Source organism: Glaciecola sp. XM2 (assembly GCF_018595715.1).
Lineage (GTDB): Bacteria > Pseudomonadota > Gammaproteobacteria > Enterobacterales > Alteromonadaceae > Glaciecola.
Genome location: NZ_JAHEOJ010000020.1, coordinates 15515 through 35864, shown reverse-complemented (window position 1 = coordinate 35864; position 20350 = coordinate 15515). Strand labels below are relative to the sequence as shown.

Annotated in this window: 20 protein-coding genes; 10 read left to right on the top strand and 10 right to left on the bottom strand. The window is 43.7% G+C overall.

The features are described from left to right. Positions 1-360: 360 nt before the first annotated feature. The 3 genes from KJ365_RS04885 to KJ365_RS04875 all read left to right on the top strand — a co-directional run bounded on the left by KJ365_RS04885 (position 361) and on the right by KJ365_RS04875 (position 3009). On the top strand, positions 361-2058 hold the full coding sequence (locus tag KJ365_RS04885; protein WP_214450516.1) for an alkaline phosphatase D family protein: 1698 nt from the start codon (positions 361-363) through the stop codon (positions 2056-2058). 298 nt (positions 2059-2356) lie between these two features. Beyond that, complete coding sequence (locus tag KJ365_RS04880) at positions 2357-2578, top strand: AbrB family transcriptional regulator (RefSeq protein WP_214450515.1); 222 nt, start codon at positions 2357-2359, stop codon at positions 2576-2578. Next, positions 2575-3009 (top strand): type II toxin-antitoxin system VapC family toxin, encoded by a 435-nt coding sequence (locus KJ365_RS04875; protein ID WP_214450514.1) that lies wholly within the window; start codon positions 2575-2577, stop codon positions 3007-3009. Before KJ365_RS04880 ends, KJ365_RS04875 begins: the two co-directional genes overlap by 4 nt. Positions 3010-3100: 91 nt before the next feature. Here KJ365_RS04875 and KJ365_RS17000 read toward each other — a convergent pair whose 3' ends face one another. The 5 genes from KJ365_RS17000 to orn all read right to left on the bottom strand — a co-directional run bounded on the left by KJ365_RS17000 (position 3101) and on the right by orn (position 7592). Then, a complete protein-coding gene (locus KJ365_RS17000; RefSeq protein WP_352109351.1) occupies positions 3101-3319 on the bottom strand; it encodes a type II toxin-antitoxin system RelE/ParE family toxin in 219 nt (72 codons plus the stop codon). A gap of 73 nt (positions 3320-3392) precedes the next feature. After that, on the bottom strand, positions 3393-3635 hold the full coding sequence (locus KJ365_RS04865; RefSeq protein ID WP_250884034.1) for a type II toxin-antitoxin system ParD family antitoxin: 243 nt from the start codon (positions 3633-3635) through the stop codon (positions 3393-3395). 268 nt (positions 3636-3903) lie between these two features. Then, positions 3904-6258: a TonB-dependent receptor gene (locus KJ365_RS04860; RefSeq protein ID WP_214450512.1), complete on the bottom strand. Its 2355-nt coding sequence runs from the start codon at positions 6256-6258 to the stop codon at positions 3904-3906. Positions 6259-6440: 182 nt separating this feature from the next. Beyond that, a complete protein-coding gene (locus KJ365_RS04855; protein ID WP_250884033.1) occupies positions 6441-7028 on the bottom strand; it encodes a uracil-DNA glycosylase family protein in 588 nt (195 codons plus the stop codon). An 18-nt stretch (positions 7029-7046) separates the two neighbouring features. After that, complete coding sequence (gene orn / locus KJ365_RS04850; protein ID WP_214450511.1) at positions 7047-7592, bottom strand: oligoribonuclease; 546 nt, start codon at positions 7590-7592, stop codon at positions 7047-7049. Between the two features lie 165 nt (positions 7593-7757). Between orn and rsgA the strand changes: the two genes are divergently transcribed. The 4 genes from rsgA to KJ365_RS04830 all read left to right on the top strand — a co-directional run bounded on the left by rsgA (position 7758) and on the right by KJ365_RS04830 (position 11423). Then, positions 7758-8792 carry a small ribosomal subunit biogenesis GTPase RsgA gene (gene rsgA, locus KJ365_RS04845; RefSeq protein ID WP_214450510.1) on the top strand — a complete coding sequence of 345 codons (1035 nt, stop codon included), beginning with the start codon at positions 7758-7760 and terminating at the stop codon, positions 8790-8792. 79 nt (positions 8793-8871) lie between these two features. Then, positions 8872-9732 carry an archaetidylserine decarboxylase gene (gene asd, locus KJ365_RS04840; protein ID WP_214450509.1) on the top strand — a complete coding sequence of 287 codons (861 nt, stop codon included), beginning with the start codon at positions 8872-8874 and terminating at the stop codon, positions 9730-9732. Positions 9733-9834: 102 nt separating this feature from the next. Continuing rightward, positions 9835-10716 carry a DMT family transporter gene (locus KJ365_RS04835; protein ID WP_214450508.1) on the top strand — a complete coding sequence of 294 codons (882 nt, stop codon included), beginning with the start codon at positions 9835-9837 and terminating at the stop codon, positions 10714-10716. Further along, positions 10707-11423: a glycerophosphodiester phosphodiesterase gene (locus tag KJ365_RS04830; RefSeq protein ID WP_214450507.1), complete on the top strand. Its 717-nt coding sequence runs from the start codon at positions 10707-10709 to the stop codon at positions 11421-11423. The genes KJ365_RS04835 and KJ365_RS04830 overlap by 10 nt, the downstream gene beginning before the upstream one ends. Here the strand turns inward: KJ365_RS04830 and KJ365_RS04825 are convergent. The 4 genes from KJ365_RS04825 to KJ365_RS04810 all read right to left on the bottom strand — a co-directional run bounded on the left by KJ365_RS04825 (position 11420) and on the right by KJ365_RS04810 (position 14755). After that, the gene (locus KJ365_RS04825) at positions 11420-11818 is read right to left on the bottom strand and encodes a MerC domain-containing protein (RefSeq protein WP_214451281.1); all 399 of its coding nucleotides are present in this window, start codon (positions 11816-11818) and stop codon (positions 11420-11422) included. The two genes, KJ365_RS04830 and KJ365_RS04825, sit on opposite strands and share 4 nt — an antisense overlap. Positions 11819-12072: 254 nt before the next feature. Then, entirely contained in the window at positions 12073-12609 is a 537-nt protein-coding gene (locus KJ365_RS04820; protein WP_214450506.1) for a PH domain-containing protein, read from the bottom strand. 81 nt (positions 12610-12690) lie between these two features. Then, a complete protein-coding gene (locus KJ365_RS04815) occupies positions 12691-13506 on the bottom strand; it encodes a divergent polysaccharide deacetylase family protein (protein ID WP_214450505.1) in 816 nt (271 codons plus the stop codon). Positions 13507-13627: 121 nt separating this feature from the next. Continuing rightward, positions 13628-14755 (bottom strand): MalY/PatB family protein, encoded by a 1128-nt coding sequence (locus tag KJ365_RS04810; RefSeq protein WP_214450504.1) that lies wholly within the window; start codon positions 14753-14755, stop codon positions 13628-13630. Between the two features lie 170 nt (positions 14756-14925). Between KJ365_RS04810 and KJ365_RS04805 the strand changes: the two genes are divergently transcribed. Then, entirely contained in the window at positions 14926-15714 is a 789-nt protein-coding gene (locus KJ365_RS04805) for an SDR family NAD(P)-dependent oxidoreductase (RefSeq protein WP_214451280.1), read from the top strand. Positions 15715-15907: 193 nt separating this feature from the next. Here the strand turns inward: KJ365_RS04805 and typA are convergent, their stop codons facing one another. Continuing rightward, positions 15908-17743 carry a translational GTPase TypA gene (typA, locus tag KJ365_RS04800; protein ID WP_214450503.1) on the bottom strand — a complete coding sequence of 612 codons (1836 nt, stop codon included), beginning with the start codon at positions 17741-17743 and terminating at the stop codon, positions 15908-15910. 503 nt (positions 17744-18246) lie between these two features. On the opposite strand from typA, the gene glnA reads away from it, so the two are divergent. Together glnA and KJ365_RS04790 are read left to right on the top strand one after the other, a co-directional pair. Further along, complete coding sequence (gene glnA, locus KJ365_RS04795; RefSeq protein ID WP_214450502.1) at positions 18247-19656, top strand: glutamate--ammonia ligase; 1410 nt, start codon at positions 18247-18249, stop codon at positions 19654-19656. 123 nt (positions 19657-19779) lie between these two features. After that, on the top strand, positions 19780-20292 hold the full coding sequence (locus KJ365_RS04790) for a DUF4124 domain-containing protein (protein ID WP_214450501.1): 513 nt from the start codon (positions 19780-19782) through the stop codon (positions 20290-20292). The last annotated feature ends 58 nt before the right edge of the window (positions 20293-20350 follow it).

Sequence of the window (20350 nt, the reverse complement as noted above, 5' to 3'; positions counted from 1 at the left end):
CCTTCCCAAAAAACCATTGAACTCAATGTATCGGCTGCTTTGCACGATATCTTAGGCTAATTCCCCAGCATGGATATGGCATGTTCAAACGCCCCTCACTAATCACTCGGCGGATAAGACATCGATGCGATGACTGACTATTACACCCTATAATTTGGGCTGGCTATGTTCACTATCTACCAGCAAGCTAAGAAAACCATTTTCCATATCACGTTCTACTTCGCTGACATTCCTTAAACATCGATCACTGCGTTTGCTCGCCTTTGTTTCAAAAAACTTAGGCAATATGCAGCCCTGTTATTAAGTCGTCATATTTCTTGATTACGCTTTACCAAGTAAACATTAAAAGGGAAGTAAAAGATGAAAGCGTTAAACCGTCGAGAGTTCTTGAAATTAACCAGTGTATTAGCTGGAAGCGTTGTGGTTTCTAGCGCGGTGAGTGGATGTCGCACCATGGTTCATCCATCTGAGGTGAGTTTTACCCATGGCGTTGCCTCTGGCGATCCGAGCAACAGCTCTGTGATCATTTGGTCAAGAGCAGTGCCAGCAGGACAAGCTTCAACAAACACGCTGGATGTAAATTGGGAAGTTGCTAGTGACCGTGAATTTAACAATATGATCCGGACAGGAAGCGCATCAACTTCAAGAGCGCGCGACTTTACCATAAAAATAGACGTGCAAGACCTAGAACCGAACACAACATACTATTACCGGTTTTTAGGTAAAAACAACATAAGCACAGTAGGAAAAACGAAAACCCTTCCGGTTGGCAATGTGCAAGCGGTAAAACTAGCGGTTTTTTCTTGCTCTAACTATCCAGCAGGTTACTTCACGCCCTATTCCCTTGCGGCACAAATGCAAGACATTGACGTGGTCGTGCACCTAGGGGATTACATCTATGAATATGCGGCCGACGGCTACGCAACCGAAAAAGCCGAGCAAATCGGGCGCTCACCCGATAAAAACAATCTCACCGAAGTGATTAGTCTTGCTGACTATCGTCATCGTTACGCGCTATATAGAACCGATGAAGGTCTGCAAGCCATTCATGCTAGCGCGCCATTTATTGCAGTGTGGGACGATCATGAAATTACCAACGATACCTACAAAGAAGGCGCGCAAAATCATAACGAAGGAGAAGGCGACTTTTTTGCGCGCCGTGCCAGTGCGGTGCAAGCCTACTACGAATGGCTGCCCATTCGTCCCCCATTTGGTGAAACATCGGCACAGATTTATCGCAGCTTTGATTTTGGAAATTTGCTAAGCCTGCACATGTTAGATACGCGCCTGATTGGCCGAGATAAGCAGCTTGCCTATGCAGACTACATGGACCAAGAAGGCAAGATGGATACCCAGTCGTTCATGCAAGACTTACAATCTGAGCAACGAACCTTGCTCGGCCAGCATCAGTTTGATTGGCTAAGCCAAAAAGTTCAGGCATCTAGCGCGGTTTGGCAAATACTAGGTCAACAAGTATTGATGGGCAAAATGACGTTTCCAGCAGAGGTGCTAGCTAATCAAGACAGAACCAAGGCGGCCCAGATTATCCATGCATTAGCGACAATCAAACGACGTGCTGACCAAGGTTTACCGATTAGCGAGCAAGAAAAAGCTCGTATCCAACAGGTGATGGCTTACAATCTGGACGCATGGGATGGTTATCCGGCAGAGCGCGAAAAACTTTACGCCATGTTAACTTCTCACAATAAACGCTTGGCCGTAATTGCCGGCGATACTCACAATGCGTGGTGCAACCAATTGGTCGACAGCGACGGAAAAGCCGTAGGTTATGAATATGCTACGCCTGGGGTTTCTTCTCCCGGAATGGAGAGCTATTTGTCGTTAAGTACAGAGCAGGCTAAGCAGATGGCGGATGATTTGTCGGTTGTGATTGAAGATGTGCAATATTGTAATTTGCACCAAAGAGGCTTTTTGACCTTAACGATACTGGCATCTCAAATTGAAGCGAAGTGGCACTTTGTTGATACAGTCGACACACCACAAGGCCGTATTGCCAATACCTTCACTATGAGCCACACGCCAGTGAATAAAGGGTAATCGGTAAATAAAATGCTATTTGCATTGTGAGGTTGGAAATTGTTTTTTTGACTTATATCAATGAACATAGCACTGGGTGGGAAATAGGTTGGCAAACGGCTCCTTCGGGGCAGAAAGCGGACGGATCTAATTTCTTCGGTTACTTGTAGTTTTGCCTGATTGCTGACGTAAGCCATTCGAGATCTTTGAGCGTCAAAGTCCTACCACATTAAAAACTTAATGAATCACTCCTTACCAATTGACATATAGTAAAGAAATGATAATCTTTACTATATCTAGAATGGTAAAGAGAATATACATGGCTAAGGTCAGCGCAAAAAGACAAATTACATTACCTGTTGAACAGTGTGTTGTTGCACATATCAATGCTGGTGACGATATAGAGAGCTTTGTCGATAGGCAAGGCGTTATCTCTATTGTTAAAAAACAATCGGGTGCGGCTAAAGGTATGTTGAAAGGCATCAAAGCTAATATCAATGTAACAGAGGAAGAATCGTTAGAAAGTGCTATCAATAAATGATTGCTATTGATACTAATATTCTACTGCGATATTTATTGCAGGATGATGCAAAACAAGCAGCGAAAGCAAACAACTTGGTCCTTGGCACTGAGGAAGTTCTTATCACCGATGTGGTATTAACGGAAACGATTTGGACGCTAAAAGGTAAGCGTTATGGTTTAAGCAAAGAGCAGATTGTGGATGTTATTCATGCTCTATTTGCGGAGCCTAATATTAAGTTTGAAGATGGTTATGCTGTTTGGGGCGCTCTTAAGGATTTCATGAACGCTAAGCCAATAAAAACAGGAGGCAAAACTAAACAAGCTGACTTTCCAGATGCACTCATCGTTAATAAAGCTAAGCAGTATGGCCAGTCAAATAAAACAGAAATTTTGGCGGTTTATACTTTTGATAAAGCCGCACTAGAAATCGACGGAACTAAAGAACCCTAGTTGAAAAGTTTTATCCCTAAAGTCAGCTATGTCGCACCTGCTAACTTTAGCTACCATGTCGCGAACGACCGTTGTGGATGGCACTTGCCAGTTAAAGGTGGCGAACAAAATCCATTTTTTTATAAAGTACTCGCAGTATCCTCACGCCATACTTAGTTTTACGAAAAATGATAATATGCTCATTAATACTTGAGGATAAGCATCCCTTTCTTAACTCGCTTCGATCTTTAACTGTTGGGTGCTCAGTATTGCTAGCAAGAGTTTCAAACCTAGCTTCAATATCGTTCAAATAATTATCTCTTTGGCTAATTACTCTTGTTCGGTGTAAGCGTCAATATCTATTAAATCGTTGAACGCAGCCTCAGAAACTTTATACGCAGGCACTATCGGTTGTTCAGTTTTTGTTTAATTAGTGACATAGAAAAATCTTCAATATCGGGACTATTGTCACCTTCATCAATAAGTTTTCTCAATTGAGTGATCTTCGACTTGGCTTGTTTTTCTTGTAAAAGTCTAATTGCGGCGCGTATGACCTCACTTTGATTTCCGTAGTCACCAGAAGTCACGAGTGTTTCTATAAACTCATCCATTTTGGGGCTTGGTTGAAAAGTAATAGTTCTAGGCATAACCAACTCGATGTAAGCAATTTACTTACATCGATAATAGGATAGGTTAATAACAATGGACATAGCAACGGCGGCTTTGGATGTTTTTTTGTCAGCCATTTCAATAGAAAAACTACAAAGCTTGGCTAAAGCTACCATCTTTTGCACAAGACAGATGTAAGTCCCTTACCATTTAAATCGTTACTTCCAACCTCAAAAAGCAAATAGCCAGATAAAATAAAAAAGGGCACATCATAGATGTGCCCCAAAACCGCGATATCTAGGGAAACTAACGCGAAAACTTCATGCTTAATTCAATTCCATAAAATCGCGGAGGTCCGGCTACGAAGGTTGGGTTACCAAAACTGCCGCCGGTATTCCCAGCATCCACTAAGTATTCTTTATCAAACAGATTGCTAGCAAACAACGTCAACGACCACGTTTCGTCAGCGTTACTAATTCCTACTCGAGCACTCGCTAAACTAATGGCATCTTCACTGATATCTAAACCTGAAATAGGCGCGTTATCTGGCTCAAAAAATACGTCAGAACGGTAGCTGTAGATGAACGATGACGTTAGATTCAAGGAGCTGCTAATGGGGCGAGAATAGAACATGCCGGCACTGGCGGTCCATTCAGGCTGAAGCCTAAAACGATTGCCCGCGAGATTTCCGTTGCTAGAATCATCGTCAATTTCAGCGTCGATATAGCCAACATTTGCAAATACTTCAAAAGAATCGCTTAACACGGCTTTGAGTTCACCTTCAAAACCGATATTCGTGGCTGAGCCTGCATTTGCGGTAAAAAAGTTACCGGCTGAGTCCTGCAGCGTAACCTGAAAATCAGAATAGTCTTGATAGAATACCGATGCAGCATAGGTCAGCTTTCGGTTATGACTCTCACCCTTGATGCCGGTCTCGTAATTCCAAATGATTTCAGCAGGCACCTCTGTAACGTCGGCAATGATGCCGTCTGCAGGGCCAACCCTTGAACTAACATCAAGCACCTCACTTCTTCGGCCCTTTGAAATGGTTGCATAGAGATTTATCTGATCGTTGAGCACATAAAGGGCATTAAAACGCGGCAGCCAATCGTCAAAATCCGCTTTTGCTTCTACCCTGACATTATTTGTATCAATTACCGGCAATAGCGGACCACCGCTTAACACACTATTTGGCGCAAGCGAGCTATAGCCACTGACTTTATCTTCGGTCACATAACGCAGACCAACGGTCAGCTCCAATGCATTGTTCATGGCGTAACTAAAGTCAGCAAATACCGAATAAATATCATTTTCACCAAAGTTACTAAAGGTTGCTGTATAGGGCAATAAGTCTGCAGCACCCTGGGTCAATACTGGGGTTAATATATTTACGCTGCCATCACTATTGATGCAGGGTAAACCACTACCTAAAACGCCTAAACAGTTTAAGTAGATGGATTCTTCTGTGCTAAACGGCACGACTTGACTACCGTCTTCGGTAAAGTAGCTTGCCCCGTAGATACTGGTAAGCTTTTCGCTATTGTGAATGATGCGGAACTCTTGGCTAAACTGATCGCCTTGTGCATCTTCTGCAAATTCTAAAAACCAAGCTTGCGTGCCGTCTGCATCAAATATTTCGAGGGATTCAAAGCTTCTTGTAGCGGTGATAGAAGTGAAGCTTAATTGATCGCTAAGTGCGTATTCAATCGTCAAGCTTAGGTCATCGACTTCTCGCTCCACACCTAATTTTTCAGCGCCTAAGTGCTGCACCGACAATGGCGAGCCTGCCATCTCAACAAAGCTAAATGGACTGGTGTCACCACCTGTTGGCGCAAATAAGCCATTCTTAAAGGATGTGCCAGAGTCTTCATTTTTTTCATAGCTGTATACGACATCTATGGTGAGATCGTCGTTTGGCGTGAAACGTATAGAGGGTCTAAAAGACGTGCGCTCTATTGCATGCATATCGTCTTGAACCAGTCCACCGGGATTTTGCGAATTGCTGTCACCTGCAATGTTTTCGATAAACCCATCACGTTTGCGGTAATTGAACGCAAAGCGCCCCTGGACCAAGTCACTCCCTCCTGTAATGAATCCCGAGGCAGTTTGCGCCGAAAAGTTACCCGTACCCACCCTTAATTCCGATGAAAAATCTTGCTCAGGTCTTTTGGTGATTACGCTAAGTGCGCCAACAGACGCGGCTGTGCCAAACAAAGTGGCTTGAGGGCCTTTAACAATCTCAACCCTTTCTATGTCGTATAACTCAAAGTATGAACCTCTAGAGCGCGATACATCGGTGCCGTTGTAATAAACCGACACTCGCGGGGATGATTGCGCAGAACCACTGTCTGATGTTATTCCGCGGATCACAAAGCCAGGATTGTTCGGGCTTTGCTCTTGGATGACTAGCCCAGGAGTTATTTCTGACAAAACGTCGAGTTCAGCAATGCCAATCTCACTTAAAAAATCGCCGTCAAATGCGCTTAATGTGACAGGAACATCTTGAATAGCTTGTGCACGCTTTTGCGCAGTGACAATGATTTCCTCAATTTCGTTCGTATCGTTTGAGGAGGAGTTTTCTTGCGCAAGCGCTCCTTGACTAAGTGCAGCACTTACCATTAATGAGAGCATGGATAGTGGTCGTTTTTTAGTTATTTTCATAATGTGTTCTCTGCTAATTTAAAGGCAAGAGCACGTTATTCGAGTTGTAAGAAATTTTAATGACGCTGGTATGACAAGTTGATTGCAAACACATGTAAGAAATGTGAACGTCCGTCAACCTTTAGCACTCGGTGGCATGCCCGTTACAGCCATTAGGTCGCTTCAAAACGTAAACTGTTGAATTAAGCGTTCGTACCTGATGATAAAACGCCTGCGACACATTGTTTAAGCGAAGGCAAAAGCGCCCCCTCAAACCAGTTATGTTTTGCTAGCCATCGATTATTCCTTCCGGAAGGATGAGGTAGGACAATCCTAGCAGGCAATAAATTTTCAAAATCACTTACCGCTTCGGTCAATGTTTTGTATTGTGGCAAGTAGCTCTGTTGGGCGTAACGACCAACAAAAATAGTCAATGAGGGCTTAGCTCGTGAGAGAAATTGATGATGCCATTTAGGGGCGCATGCTTTAAGTGGTGGGGCGTCAGCGCCATTTTTATAGCCAGGAAAACAAAAGCCCATAGGCAAAACGGCGAACGCACCACTTTCGTAAAATGTACCGCGTTCAACCCTGAGCCATCCCCTCAAACGTTCGCCCGAAGCGTCGTTCCATGCAATACTTGACGCATGTGCAAGTCTTCCCGGCGCTTGACTAATGAGGATGATTTTTGGCGCATCAGGCCATACAAAAACAGGGTTAGGAGCATGTGGCATTTGGCCTGCGCAGTCCTTGCAAGCATTTGCTTGCTCACGCAGTTGTTGCAGATTATTCAAATTTCACTTAACCGCAACTTAAATTTTAAACACATGCTTGCGATAATACTGAAGCTCTTCAATAGACTCTTTAATATCATCTAGTGCTAAATGTACGCCCTTCTTTTTAAATCCACTTGCTACATCAGGCTTCCAACGGGCGCATAGTTCTTTAATGGTGCTAACGTCGACATTGCGATAATGGAAGTAGTCATCCAAATCGGGCATATATTTAACTAAAAATCGTCTATCTTGACTGATAGAGTTACCGCAAAGAGGCGATTTGCCTTTTGGTACCCACTGCTCTAAAAAGGCTATCGTCGCGTTAGTGGCATCATCTACGCTATATTCACTCTCTTGACAGCGTTTGGTCAGTCCCGACTCTCCGTGCGTTCGAGTGCACCACTCATCCATTGCGTCGAGTATTTCATCACTTTGGTGCACCGCAATAACAGGGCCTTGTGCTAATACGTTTAACTCTTTGTCGGTGACAATACTGGCAATTTCTAAGACCACACATGTTTCGGGGTCAAGTCCCGTCATTTCCATGTCTATCCATACTAAATTTTGCTCATGAAATGCCATATATCCCTCTTATAAAACTTGTAAAATCAATATCGCTCGCAGCAAACACGTTATGGTGTGCAAGCCAGTTGGCAAAAAGGTATCATGAAGGCCTCTAATCAACAAATGTGATTTTACAGACGCGAAGCAATTGATGTCTTTGCGCACACAAAGCAAAAGTGAATCGTGGCCAAAAAACCAAAGCTGTCAAAAAACCAAAAACGTCAGGTATCCATCAATAGAAGTAAGCGCATGCTTAGCCATGAAACGCGTGAACAAAATAGTTCAGAGCATCTTGGTGCGCAGCAACCGGGTCGGGTTATTAGTCGCTTTGGTAAGCATGCCATTGTAGAAGATGAACAACGTCAAAATCATAAGTGTCATATTAGGCGCACCGTCGAATCAGTGGTGTGTGGCGACCATGTGCTATTTAGGCCAAGCGAATCTGATGAACAACGAGATCGCGGCATCATCGAAGTCGTTTTGGACCGAAAGTCCACTCTAACACGCCCTGATTATTATGATGGGGTAAAACCCATTGCCGCGAATATTGATCAAATTATCGTTGTCAGCTCTATCGTCCCTGCACTCTCAACGCACATTATTGACCGATACCTCGTCGCCTGTGAAGATGCGCAGATTTCTCCTGTGTTAGTCATCAATAAAGTCGAGTTGCTTAACGAAGAAGCATTAGCACAAGTAAACGAAAGCTTGGCCATTTATCGTCAAATTGGTTACGAGCTCATATTAACGAGCTGCCAAACCGATGAGGGGTTAAGTGAACTCAGCGAACATCTTATCGACAAGGTAAGTGTATTTGTTGGTCAAAGTGGTGTGGGTAAATCAAGTATTGTTAATCAGTTATTGCCTAATGCGGCGGAGCCGGTGGGCGATGTTTCCGCTAACTCAGGACTCGGACAACACACAACAACCGCCTCTAAACTTTTGCACTTCGCTAAGGGTGGCGAATTAATTGATTCACCCGGCGTTAGAGAGTTTGGCCTTTGGCATCTCAATGCAGAGGCGGTTACGTCAGGGTTTATCGAGTTTCGCGACTATATCGGTGGCTGTAAGTTTTCAGATTGCAAACACCGACAAGACCCAGGGTGTTTAATTGTCGCGGCGGTGAAAGAAGGCAAAATTTCCGAAGAACGCTACAACAGCTATATCAAAATCATTGATAGCTTGGATCAAAATCGTCCGTCTTATGCAAAAGGGTAATGGTAATAAACGCTTTTGTGGCTACTTATTTCTCACTTCTATTGTACAATAGGGGCGAGTAAACATTCGGAGTTATCCTGTGCTAGATTGGATTAAAATCAAAAGCCAATACATATTACCAAAGCATTTAATATCGCGCCTACTAGGCTGGGCAGCATCTAAAGAACTTGGGGCGGTCACCCAGTTTTTTATCACCACTTTTATCAAAGCCTTTGACATCAATATGAGCGAAGCGCACTTTGAAGACCCTCGCGCTTACAAAACCTTTAACGAGTTTTTCACCCGCCCGCTAAAAGAAGGCATACGCCCTATCAAAGCCGATGATCAGCAGCTTTGTCATCCGGTTGACGGTAGCGTCAGTCAGTTTGGGGATATCAACGGTGACAGCATCTTTCAAGCAAAAGGGCATGACTTCAGTTTAACGACCTTGCTAGGCGGCAAACCTGAATTAGCGACCCCCTTTAAAGGTGGAAAATTTGCGACCATTTATTTGGCCCCTCGAGATTATCACCGTATTCATATGCCTATCGATGGCACACTCACCGACACGCTGCATGTGCCGGGCGAGCTTTTTTCGGTAAATCCATTAACTGCACAAAATGTTCCCGGCTTATTTGCTCGTAATGAGCGCGTTGTTGCATTGTTTGACACCCCTATAGGTAAAGTAGCAATGGTCTTAGTAGGTGCGACCGTTGTAGCAAGTATCGAAACCGTTTGGGCTGGAAATATTACGCCTCCAGCGGGCAAATATGTGCAACATTGGCAGCACGAAGGTGAACAGATAAGTCTCAAAAAAGGCGACGAAATGGGACGATTCAAACTCGGCTCTACGGTCGTGATGTGTTTTGAAGCAGACAAAATTGACTTTGAAGATATGTCACCGGCAATGACAACCCGTCTAGGTGAAGTCATGGCAAACATCATAAACAGTAAAGCATAAACACTTTGACTGACAATGGCGTGCAAAGTAATGCTCCTTGCCTTGTGCAGTGCACGCTTTGCGTAATCTGCGCAGGCTATGCCATAAGATGATGCCCTGATAATGGATCCCGTAAAGCGCAGCCTCATAAACCTTCACCTCACCGTCATGCTTTTAGGCGGTACGGCACTGTTTTCTAAATTAATTGAACTCAATGCCCTAGACATCACCTTCGGGCGTTCTTTACCCGCTTGCTTGTTTCTCTTTGCTTATTTAAAGCTCAGTGGAGAAAGCATGCGTTTAAACAATTCAAAAGACTATTTTATTGCGTTGGGGCTTGGCGTTGTGATGGCCGTGCATTGGGTCACCTATTTTGCCGCTATGCAATACTCATCTGTTTCGGTAGGAATCATTGCGCTGTTTACCTTTCCTGTGATCACGGTATTACTTGAACCATTCTTTGAAAAAACACGCATTCTTTGGCAAGACCTAGCAAGTGCATTGGTGGTGCTGATTGGTATTTTTCTTATTGTCCCTGACTTTTCGTTAAGCAATGACGTTACGCTCGGTGTGATTATTGGGGTCTTCTCAGCATTTTTATATGCAATGAGAAACCTTTTACATCGCCGTTATTTTAATCAGTACAGCGGTGCTAAGGCGATGGCCTATCAGATTGCAGTCATTTGTCCTTGCCTGGTTTGGTTTGTGTCTGATGACATGATATCGATGGATATGAACGCCGCTCTTTTGCTTCTATTGTTAGGTACGGTGTTTACCGCATTGCCGCATGCCCTCATCGCCGCGTCATTGGTTCACTTGCGAGCAAAAACTTTTTCACTTGTTGCTTGTATGCAACCCTTTTATGGTGTTGTATTTGCCATCATATTGTTAAACGAAGCGCCAACATGGCAAACCTTAATCGGTGGCGTGCTGGTTGTTTCTGCTGCAGTATATGAAACTGTGAACACGCACCGACAACATAAGAAGGCACAACAATGCTCCTAATTGCGCATCGCGGACTAAGCGCTCACTATCCCGAAAACACAGAGCAGGCTTTCACAAAAGCAATAGATGCTGGCGCCAAGGCGATTGAATGTGATGTTCATCAAGTAGGTGATACTTTCGTTATCTACCACGACTACCAACTGCAACGTTTAAGCGAGCAGAGCGGATATTTGACAGACTTATCTCCCAGTGAGCTTTCAGAACTTAGGGTGCATTCCACGCATAAAGTACTCACGTTAGAGCAATTTTTTGCGCTTATTGATACGCCAATATTGATTAACCTTGAAATCAAGGCGCTTGAAAACACTCAAGCATTTATTGAAGCCCTTTGTCGCTGCGCAAAAGAACACCCCGCACAAATAGTGCTATCGTCATTTAATCATCCACTACTTGTAGACTTACAACAAACGTTGCGCGATACACATTTAGATAACCACCTTCGGCTTGGCGCATTAATTGCGCATTTACCCTTGGATAATGATCGCTATTTTACTGATGTCATTCGCTTAGGTGCGCAAATAGCTGCCATAGATGCACATTTGGTAGACCAAAACTTTGTGAAACAAGCTCATCTGAATGATCTTGAGGTATGGTGCTATACGGTAAATGACGAAAGATTGCTTCGTTTACTTTACTCGTTTGGGGTAGATGGAATTTTTACTGATGATGTAACGTGGGCGCAAGCAGCACTAAATCAAGCTGATTAACAAGCCTTACACTGCTTACACAAGCGCAAATTAATCAAATGCGCAGCGATTATGAACAAAGCGCCCGCAGCCACGGTGAATGGCTCATAGTCATGGCCGAAAATATCTTTATTCCAATATATGACCGCGCCTAGACCGAGTGAATACATAGGATAGAGCTGACGATGATATTGGCGGAACCCGATAAATAGGGCCGCAAATCCGATGATAATAGAGATGGTAAGAATACTGCGTTCAAACCAATCTTGCGCCACGAAGGTTGACGCGATAATTGGTAAAGCTGGCAGTAAAATAGGCAGAATCAAACAGTGGATACCACACATTGCAGACACCCATACACCCATTTTATCTAAAACGCGATTATTGATTCTGCGAGCTGTCGCCTTTTCAGGCATCGCTTCTAACTTGTCAGCGGTAAGCGAGATATCAGAGCTTTTCATGTACGGTAATATAGCCTAATGTTTAACATTGCACTTTCGCAGCGCACTTAGCGCCACATCGAATGATATAGTATAACATCAAATTGCTAATGTGCGATGTTTATTTAGGCAATTAATTACTCTTCAAGCGCAGAGTTTCCTTGGCAAGGCAGAATTTGCTAAATCCCTCGTCACCTTTTGGGTGGCGCGATTAAGAATACGTTTTCGAACTATTTAGGTTTATTGACTGATTGCTCGAGTAAGGCCTCTATTCTTTTTACACTGGCGAGAAGCTGAGTCATCTCATCATCACCGGCTGAGCTTGCTTTGGCTTCTGATTGAAAACTCCCCGAAATCTTGTCTTTTTGCGCCAATATTTTCTCGCGAAACTCAGCTGGATGCTCAATGCCAAGCATCGAAACTAAAGCACCTGGTCCAGATTGACCTGCAGTTTCAAAATTTAAATGATGAAGACCAAAGGCTCTCATCAAAGGTCCTTGAATCATCCCAACATCGGTTATCTTTTCGAGCGGAATCGATTTCTCAACTTTAAATAAAATGCCGCGTTTAACCACTAACTTTCGCTCAAGTAACTCAGCAGACATCGCATCTAACATACGTTGCGCAACAAATAACACAACAATCACCACAATAGGTATCAGCGGGATCGCCATAACAGTCGCCATACACAATAGTAGCCAAAACACTAACCAATATCGTTTTACCTTCGGGTCAAAGGTTGCACTTGCTAATACTTTTTCTTGCATATAATCACCATATTCTTGATGTGAAACTCATCTAGTTATTGGGGCGGTAAAATAATCAACAACGCGATTACATTAGCATGCCTAGTCAGGAGTAACACTCTCTAACTGGGTTTGAGTATCTTGTATAGGTTGTTGACTTGCTCGGGCCAACTTAGGGTTTATTCGGAATTTATCGGTTTCTTGCAAATACTGACTGACGGTAATCAAAACCACATCTTCGGGCAAATCATCAAGCGCATTGTGTAAAAATGCCAGGGTTTGTTCGTGTGGATGAGCAATACCAATGGCCTTACCGTGTTTGCGCCCTTTTGCAATGAGTAGATCAAATTGTTGCTGTAAAAAGTCCATCGTTTGCAGATGGTCTAAAAATACATGTCGGCTTGCAGTAGTCACCCCATATTGATTGGCAATACTACGAGCTTTTGTAAAACGCGTGGTTCGACTGTCGACAAAAAACAAATTGTTTTGCGATAACACCCGCATAACACTCTGCATAGGTAAGGTCATCTGCGTCACTTTACTGCCCATATGATTGTTCACGCCAACAGCATGAGGAACCGTGGCTAGCGCCGCCATCAGCGCCTGCTGAATTTGCTGGGGATACATATTCGACAAAATAGGCCCTTCGCCTAAAGCATTATCGTTAAGGGACTCCATTGGCATATGCAGCATCACCTCACGGTTTTGCTGAGCCGCTCGATATGAAAATTCAGTGGAATATGGCGTGTGCGGCAAAATAGAAAAGGTGATATTTTTGTCCAACGAGAATGCAATATCATCATTGGGTTTGCCGCCCATATCATCAACGATAATGGCGATTTGCGCGGTCGGCAAAGTCGATGCGTTGATAAAAAACGCACTGACTAACAGGCTGCAAGTCATGATATGTTTTAGCACAATATTATAATTATCTTATTTAGTTTTTATTCACATACCTACTCGATAAATAGTAGCAGTAGTCAGTAAAAATTGCACCTATCTGATTTTACGCGTTTTTTAAGCACGCGGGTCGACTTTACTATGGCACTGACAGCCTCGTCACTATCTCTTCTAGGTAAGATTTTGCGCAACCAAAATTCACACGAAAAAAATCTGGAGCGCCAAAGTCTCGCCCTGGCGAAGGCCCAACCCCGCGTTGTTCACACCATTGCTGCGTATCTTCCACTCCTAGGCCGCTAGCATCTACCCACATCAAGAAGGTAGCTTGTGGGGAGTATGCACGCAAACCGTTAATTTGATTTATTTCTCTCAATAAATAATCACGGTTATCACGCAGGTACTTGCGTTGCGCCAGATACCAATCATCACACCGAGTAAAGGCCGCTTCGGTGGCAGATAAGCCCATCACCGTGACCCATGGCACAATGCCTGCCCCCGCAGAGACAAACTGTTGCCGAGTCTTTACATCGGGAATAATTGCAAAGGATGTCCCTAACCCAGCAATATTAAACGTTTTGCTAGCAGCCATTAGCGTGATTGAGTTTTGCGATAAGGCCTCGTGCTTTGAAGCTGGAATATGGGTTAAATCATCTAAGATGAGATCACAGTGGATTTCGTCACTACAAATGGTCACGCCATGGCGATTGCAAATGTCTGCCACCTTATCAAGCTCATCTTTTGTCATAACCGAGCCGCTGGGGTTCATAGGGTTACACATGATAAAAAGTTTGCTCGATGGTTTTGCAGCATGCTCTTCAAGCACATTTAGATCCAAAGTCCATCGTCCGTTTTCGAGCACGGTTGGAACACACAATTGCTCGCGCTTATTTATAGCAGGCGCAGCCAATAAAGGGGGGTAGTTAGGCGTTTGCACAATAATGCCTTCACCTTCCCCACAGAACGCTCTGCTTGCCATATTAAAGGCGGGCACAACACCTGGCGTCCATACAATCCAACTTGGATGAACTGCCCAGTCGTAGCGTTTTTTACACCACTGCACGATGGCAGAAATGGCAGGCTCATGATGTTTTGGAAGCGTATAGCCAAATAAACCATGTTCCGAGCGCTCTTTTAACACATCTATAATCGGTTGAGCGCATCTAAACTCGGTGTCTGCAATCCAACACGGAATGATATCTTTCCCTTTATATTTTTCCCATTTGTAGGCAAAAGATGGCGAGCGGTCATGGCGTGTATCAAAATTCATATGGACTATCATGTAATGGCATTTGTGCACATACTAACATTTCAAATAAACAGGTAAATTGGCTTTTTGTCGCGAATGCAAAAAAGGTGCATATCAAAGTGTGAATTAGTCCACATCAAGGCTAAAGTGTTCTAAAATGTAGTGTCTTTTTATATTAGGTAGGTGCGGTTATCTCATCTTCAGTTTTTATCACCGGTTACGCAAGCGGGTTAGGTAAGCAACTTGCTAAGGATTACTTGGCCAAAGGTTACAGTCTATTGTTGTGCGATATGACCGCCGACGAAACGTTTCTGCAAGCGCTTAAAACCGCCGCCAGCATGCAACAAAAGGTAGCCGCTTTTCATGTGGACATCAGCGAGTCGGTGACACTGCAGCAGCAATTAGATTATGCCATGCGCAGTTTCGGGCAAATAGACATATGCATACACTGTGCTGGGATCTTAATTTCAAAACCTTTTATGCAAATATCTAACAATGAGTTTCAACAGATCATGGACATTAACGTGATTGGCACACGAAACGTGGTTGCAGCAGTCATTCCACATTTAGAAAATGGTGCGCAATTAGGATTACTTGCTTCGATGGCCGGCCTTACGGGCGTGTATGGATACTCAGCATATAGTGCATCTAAGTTTGCCGTTGTGGGCTTAGGAAAAGCCCTTCAACTTGAGCTTAAACCGCTAGGGATTGACGTAAGTTTAATTTGCCCACCATCTGTAGACACACCGATGGTGCAAACCGAGGCAAAGAGCATCCACCCAGCGACAAAAGTGCTCAAAGACATGGCCGGAACGCTGACGGTCAACGATGCCTGCTCGCAAATCATTGAAGGCCTAGAAAAACGCAAAGCCATAGTGATGCCAGGCAAGCGTGCCAAAATGGTGTATTACTCACAACGTTATTTACCTTCTTCCATCATGCAAAGAGTGAGTGAGTACTTGATCTCAAAGCTGACCTAGTCTCATTGCTTTAAAAGTGCTGCTGTTGAGAAGCTAGATTTAACGACATTCACTTAGATATCATTTCAGATAAGCACGCTAGATTATAATTAGGGGGGAGGCGATAGTCTTGCCCTTGCAAAGTTGTTCAACCTAAAAACAAAAACGCCCACTATAAATGAGTGGGCGCTTTAAAGTCGTTACTAAACGAACACTAGCTTTCTTTAGATTTAGCTCGTGAGTCGCGCTTACGCTCATTTTCGGTCAGTTTCTTCTTACGAATCCTGATGCTAGCAGGAGTCACTTCTACCAATTCATCATCATCGATAAACTCAAGCGCTTGTTCTAATGACATCTTCACTGGTGGCACCAATGTTTGCGCTTCGTCTGTACCAGATGCACGAACGTTAGTAAGCTGCTTACCTTTAAGTGCGTTTACCGTCAGGTCATTATCGCGACTGTGAATACCAATCACCATGCCTTCGTATACTTCCACACCATGACCGATAAATAAGCGACCGCGCTCTTGTAAGTTAAACAAAGCGTTGGTTAATGCTTTACCTTGTGCATTAGCAATCAATACGCCATTTTTACGCTGACCAATGGTACCGCCTTTGTGAGGACCGTAGTGGTCGAATGTATGATATAGCAAGCCAGAACCTGAGGTCATGGTCATAAATTCCGTCTGGAAACCAATTAAACCTCGACTTGGAATCACAAAGTCCATACGAATACGACCACGGCCATCTGGCGACATGTTTGTTAGTTCAGCTTTACGTAAGCCTAACTGCTCCATGACTGAACCTTGGTTTTGCTCTTCACAATCGATAGTAAGAGTTTCAAACGGTTCCATTAACTGACCGTTTTCTTCTTTAAGAATAACTTCAGGACGAGATACCGCTAGCTCATACCCTTCACGACGCATATTCTCTATTAAGATACCTAAGTGAAGTTCACCACGTCCTGATACTCTAAATTTATCTGGATCCTCAGTCTCTTCAACACGTAGGGCTACGTTGTGAATTAATTCGTTTTGTAAGCGCTCTAGAATGTTACGTGAAGTGACGTATTTACCTTCTTTACCCGAAAACGGCGAGGTATTTACTTGGAATGTCATAGTAACTGTTGGTTCATCAACCGATAATAAAGGTAACGCTTCAACGGTGTTTACATCACATACTGTGTCGGAGATTTTCAATTCGCCAAGACCGGTAATGGCAACGATGTCCCCGGCAGTCCCCTCTTCAACATCATGGCGTTCAAGGCCCATGTAACCCAGCACTTTTCCTATTTTACCATTGCGCTTTTGACCATTGGCCATGGCAACGGTTACTTGCTGATTTATCTTTACTCTTCCGCGTTTGATACGACCAACGCCAATAACACCAACATAGCTGTTATAATCAAGTTGAGATATTTGCATTTGGAAAGGGCCATTTGCGTCTGCATCGGGTGCTTCAACTTGGTTAACAATCGTTTCGAACAACGGCGTCATATCATCGCTTGGTGTATCTGCATCCATAGATGCCCAACCGTTAAGCGCAGATGCATAAACGACTTGGAAGTCTAACTGCTCGTCTGTTGCGCCTAAGTTATCGAACAAATCAAATACTTGGTCCATTACCCAATCAGGGCGTGCGCCAGGCTTATCAATTTTGTTGATGACCACGATTGGTTTAAGGCCTTGCGCAAATGCTTTTTGCGTCACAAAACGAGTTTGTGGCATTGGACCTTCTTGCGCGTCAACAAGTAACAAAACAGAGTCTACCATTGACATCACTCGCTCTACTTCACCACCAAAATCAGCGTGTCCTGGGGTGTCAACGATGTTGATGCGGTAATCATTCCAGTTAATGGCAGTGTTCTTTGCCAAGATTGTGATGCCGCGCTCTTTTTCGATATCGTTTGAATCCATAACGCGTTCTTCGGCGTCACCGCGACTTTGTAGCGTGCCCGACTGCTGTAGCAACTTATCAACCAAAGTAGTTTTTCCATGGTCGACGTGGGCTATGATAGCGATATTTCTTAGATTAGCGATTGAAGCTGACATATTTACTCTCAAAACAAAAAACGCATAACTGACATTTACCTACGATTAAGCAAAGCGTGATGCGGGACAATTGGCGGCGGATTGTACAGCTTTATGTGAATGAGCGCTAATCAATTCGCTAAATAAACGAGGCTTTTTGGCGACTTTGACAAAAAAAAACACCAGATTAACCATACCGTAACGTAATTAGAATAAAGTTGAGTAAGTATAGGCCTCAAAAGAAACTTTGAGGCTCAATATTTGTTGCACCTTAATGGGTATTTGAGAGGTTTAGCTTGCACCATGTCAGTGCGAAAAGCCAAAGGCGTTTTGAGTTATTCGTCATGTTTATGCATAAATTCAAGCACTTATATTTGTATGGTGTATGGCATGATTATGGCTTATAGTGAGAACAGGTATGTCTAAAGATTTGCTGTCTTAGCGAGTAATGTGTTCACAAACCAGTGATTTCCTCAGACGACCTTATCTTTGTGATCCGCACAACAAACTTTTTGGAGGACAATATGTCAATAGAGTCGGCATTAGAATTGATAAAAGAAAGCGAAGCAAAATTTATTGACTTGCGCTTTACAGACACAAAAGGGAAAGAGCAACACGTATCAATCCCTTCACACCAAGTTGACGACGATTTCTTTGAAGAAGGTAAGATGTTTGACGGTTCGTCTATCGCTGGATGGAAAGGAATCAACGAATCAGACATGGTGTTAATGCCAGATCCTTCTACCGCTGTACTCGACCCATTTGCTGAAGAAACACAAATTAATATTCGTTGTGACGTTTTAGAGCCGTCTACTATGCAAGGTTACTCTCGTGACCCTCGCTCTGTTGCCCGACGTGCTGAAGAGTATCTTAAATCTACCGGCATTGGTGATACGGTATTGTTTGGTCCAGAGCCAGAATTTTTCTTATTTGACGATGTTAAATTCCACACAGATATGGCCGGTTCTTTTTATGCTATCGATTCAGAAGAAGCAAAATGGAATTCAGGTGCTGACTATGAAGGCGGAAACATGGCTCACCGTCCTGGCGTTAAAGGCGGTTATTTCCCAGTACCACCTGTAGATTCTGCACATGATATTCGTGCCGCTATGTGTATGGTCATGGAAGAAATGGGACTAACGGTTGAAGCGCATCACCATGAAGTTGCTACCGCAGGTCAAAACGAGATCGCGTGTCTGTTTAACTCACTTGTGGCTAAAGCCGACGAGATCCAAATTTATAAGTATGTTGTGCACAATGTTGCTCATGCGTATGGTAAATCTGCGACATTCATGCCTAAGCCTCTTGTAGGTGATAACGGTTCTGGTATGCACTGTCACCAATCCATCAGTAAAGACGGTAAGAACATCTTTGCAGGTGATAAGTATGCAGGTCTTTCTGAAGAAGCCTTGTTCTACATTGGCGGCATTATCAAACATGCGCGCGCAATCAATGCTTTCGCAAACGCTTCAACGAACAGCTACAAGCGTTTAGTACCTGGATTCGAAGCACCGGTAATGTTGGCATACTCAGCCCGTAACCGCAGTGCATCTATCCGTATTCCATATGTAACAAGCGACAAAGCAAGAAGAATCGAAGTACGATTCCCAGACCCAACAGCAAATCCTTACTTGGCATTTGCTGCAATGTTGATGGCTGGCCTTGACGGAATTAAGAACAAAATCCATCCTGGTGACTCTATGGATAAAGATTTGTACGACCTTCCAGCAGAAGAAGCGGCAAGCATCCCTACGGTCGCAAGTTCACTTGAAATGGCATTAGCAGCGCTAGATGCTGATCGCGAGTTCTTAACCGCTGGCGGTGTAATGAGCGATGAAATGATTGATGCATACATTGAGCTTAAATCAGCTGAAGTAGAGAAGTTGAATATGACGACTTCACCAGTTGAATTCGATATGTATTACAGCGTGTAACGTTACTATTAGTGACCAACGGTTGGCACGATAGTATCGACGATAATACAAAAGCCTGCATTTGCAGGCTTTTTTTTTCAATTAGATCCAGTAAACTGCCGATAGAGAAGTAGGAGGTGCACAATGCGCAGTGTTGTTTTATGTATTTTGTTGCTTACGCTATGCAGCGTAACTGCACAAACGAAGATCTACAAAATTGTAAATAAGGATGGGACCATCAGTTTCTCTGATACGCCTGCGCCTGGTGCAGAAGAAGTAATTCTCAATAAGACTGAGAATACTATGCAGTCCATTCTCACTCCATCACCAGCTCTACCTTCGCAACAACCCCAAGGTCCTCAGTACTCCCTAAGCATCCTTAGCCCTGAACCTGACGCTACCGTGCGTAATAATTCAGGTAAAATAAATATTGCCTCACAAATCGTTCCTGAGGTCAGAGGTGTTTATTCTTTAGACTTTGGCGGCGAACGCTACACCTCCAATTCAGGTGTATTTAATCTAGAGGGGATAAACAGAGGAAGCTATTCTTACACGGTGAGCTTTACCGACAACTCAGGCAAGGTAATTGCATCGTCAGAGCCAAGAATGTTGCATATGCATCAAGCGTCGGTTCTGATCCGAAACGCGGTAAACTAAATACCTTTAAACATGAGGGCTCAAGCCCGTTGATTGTTTTGATTGCGTAATTTACCGT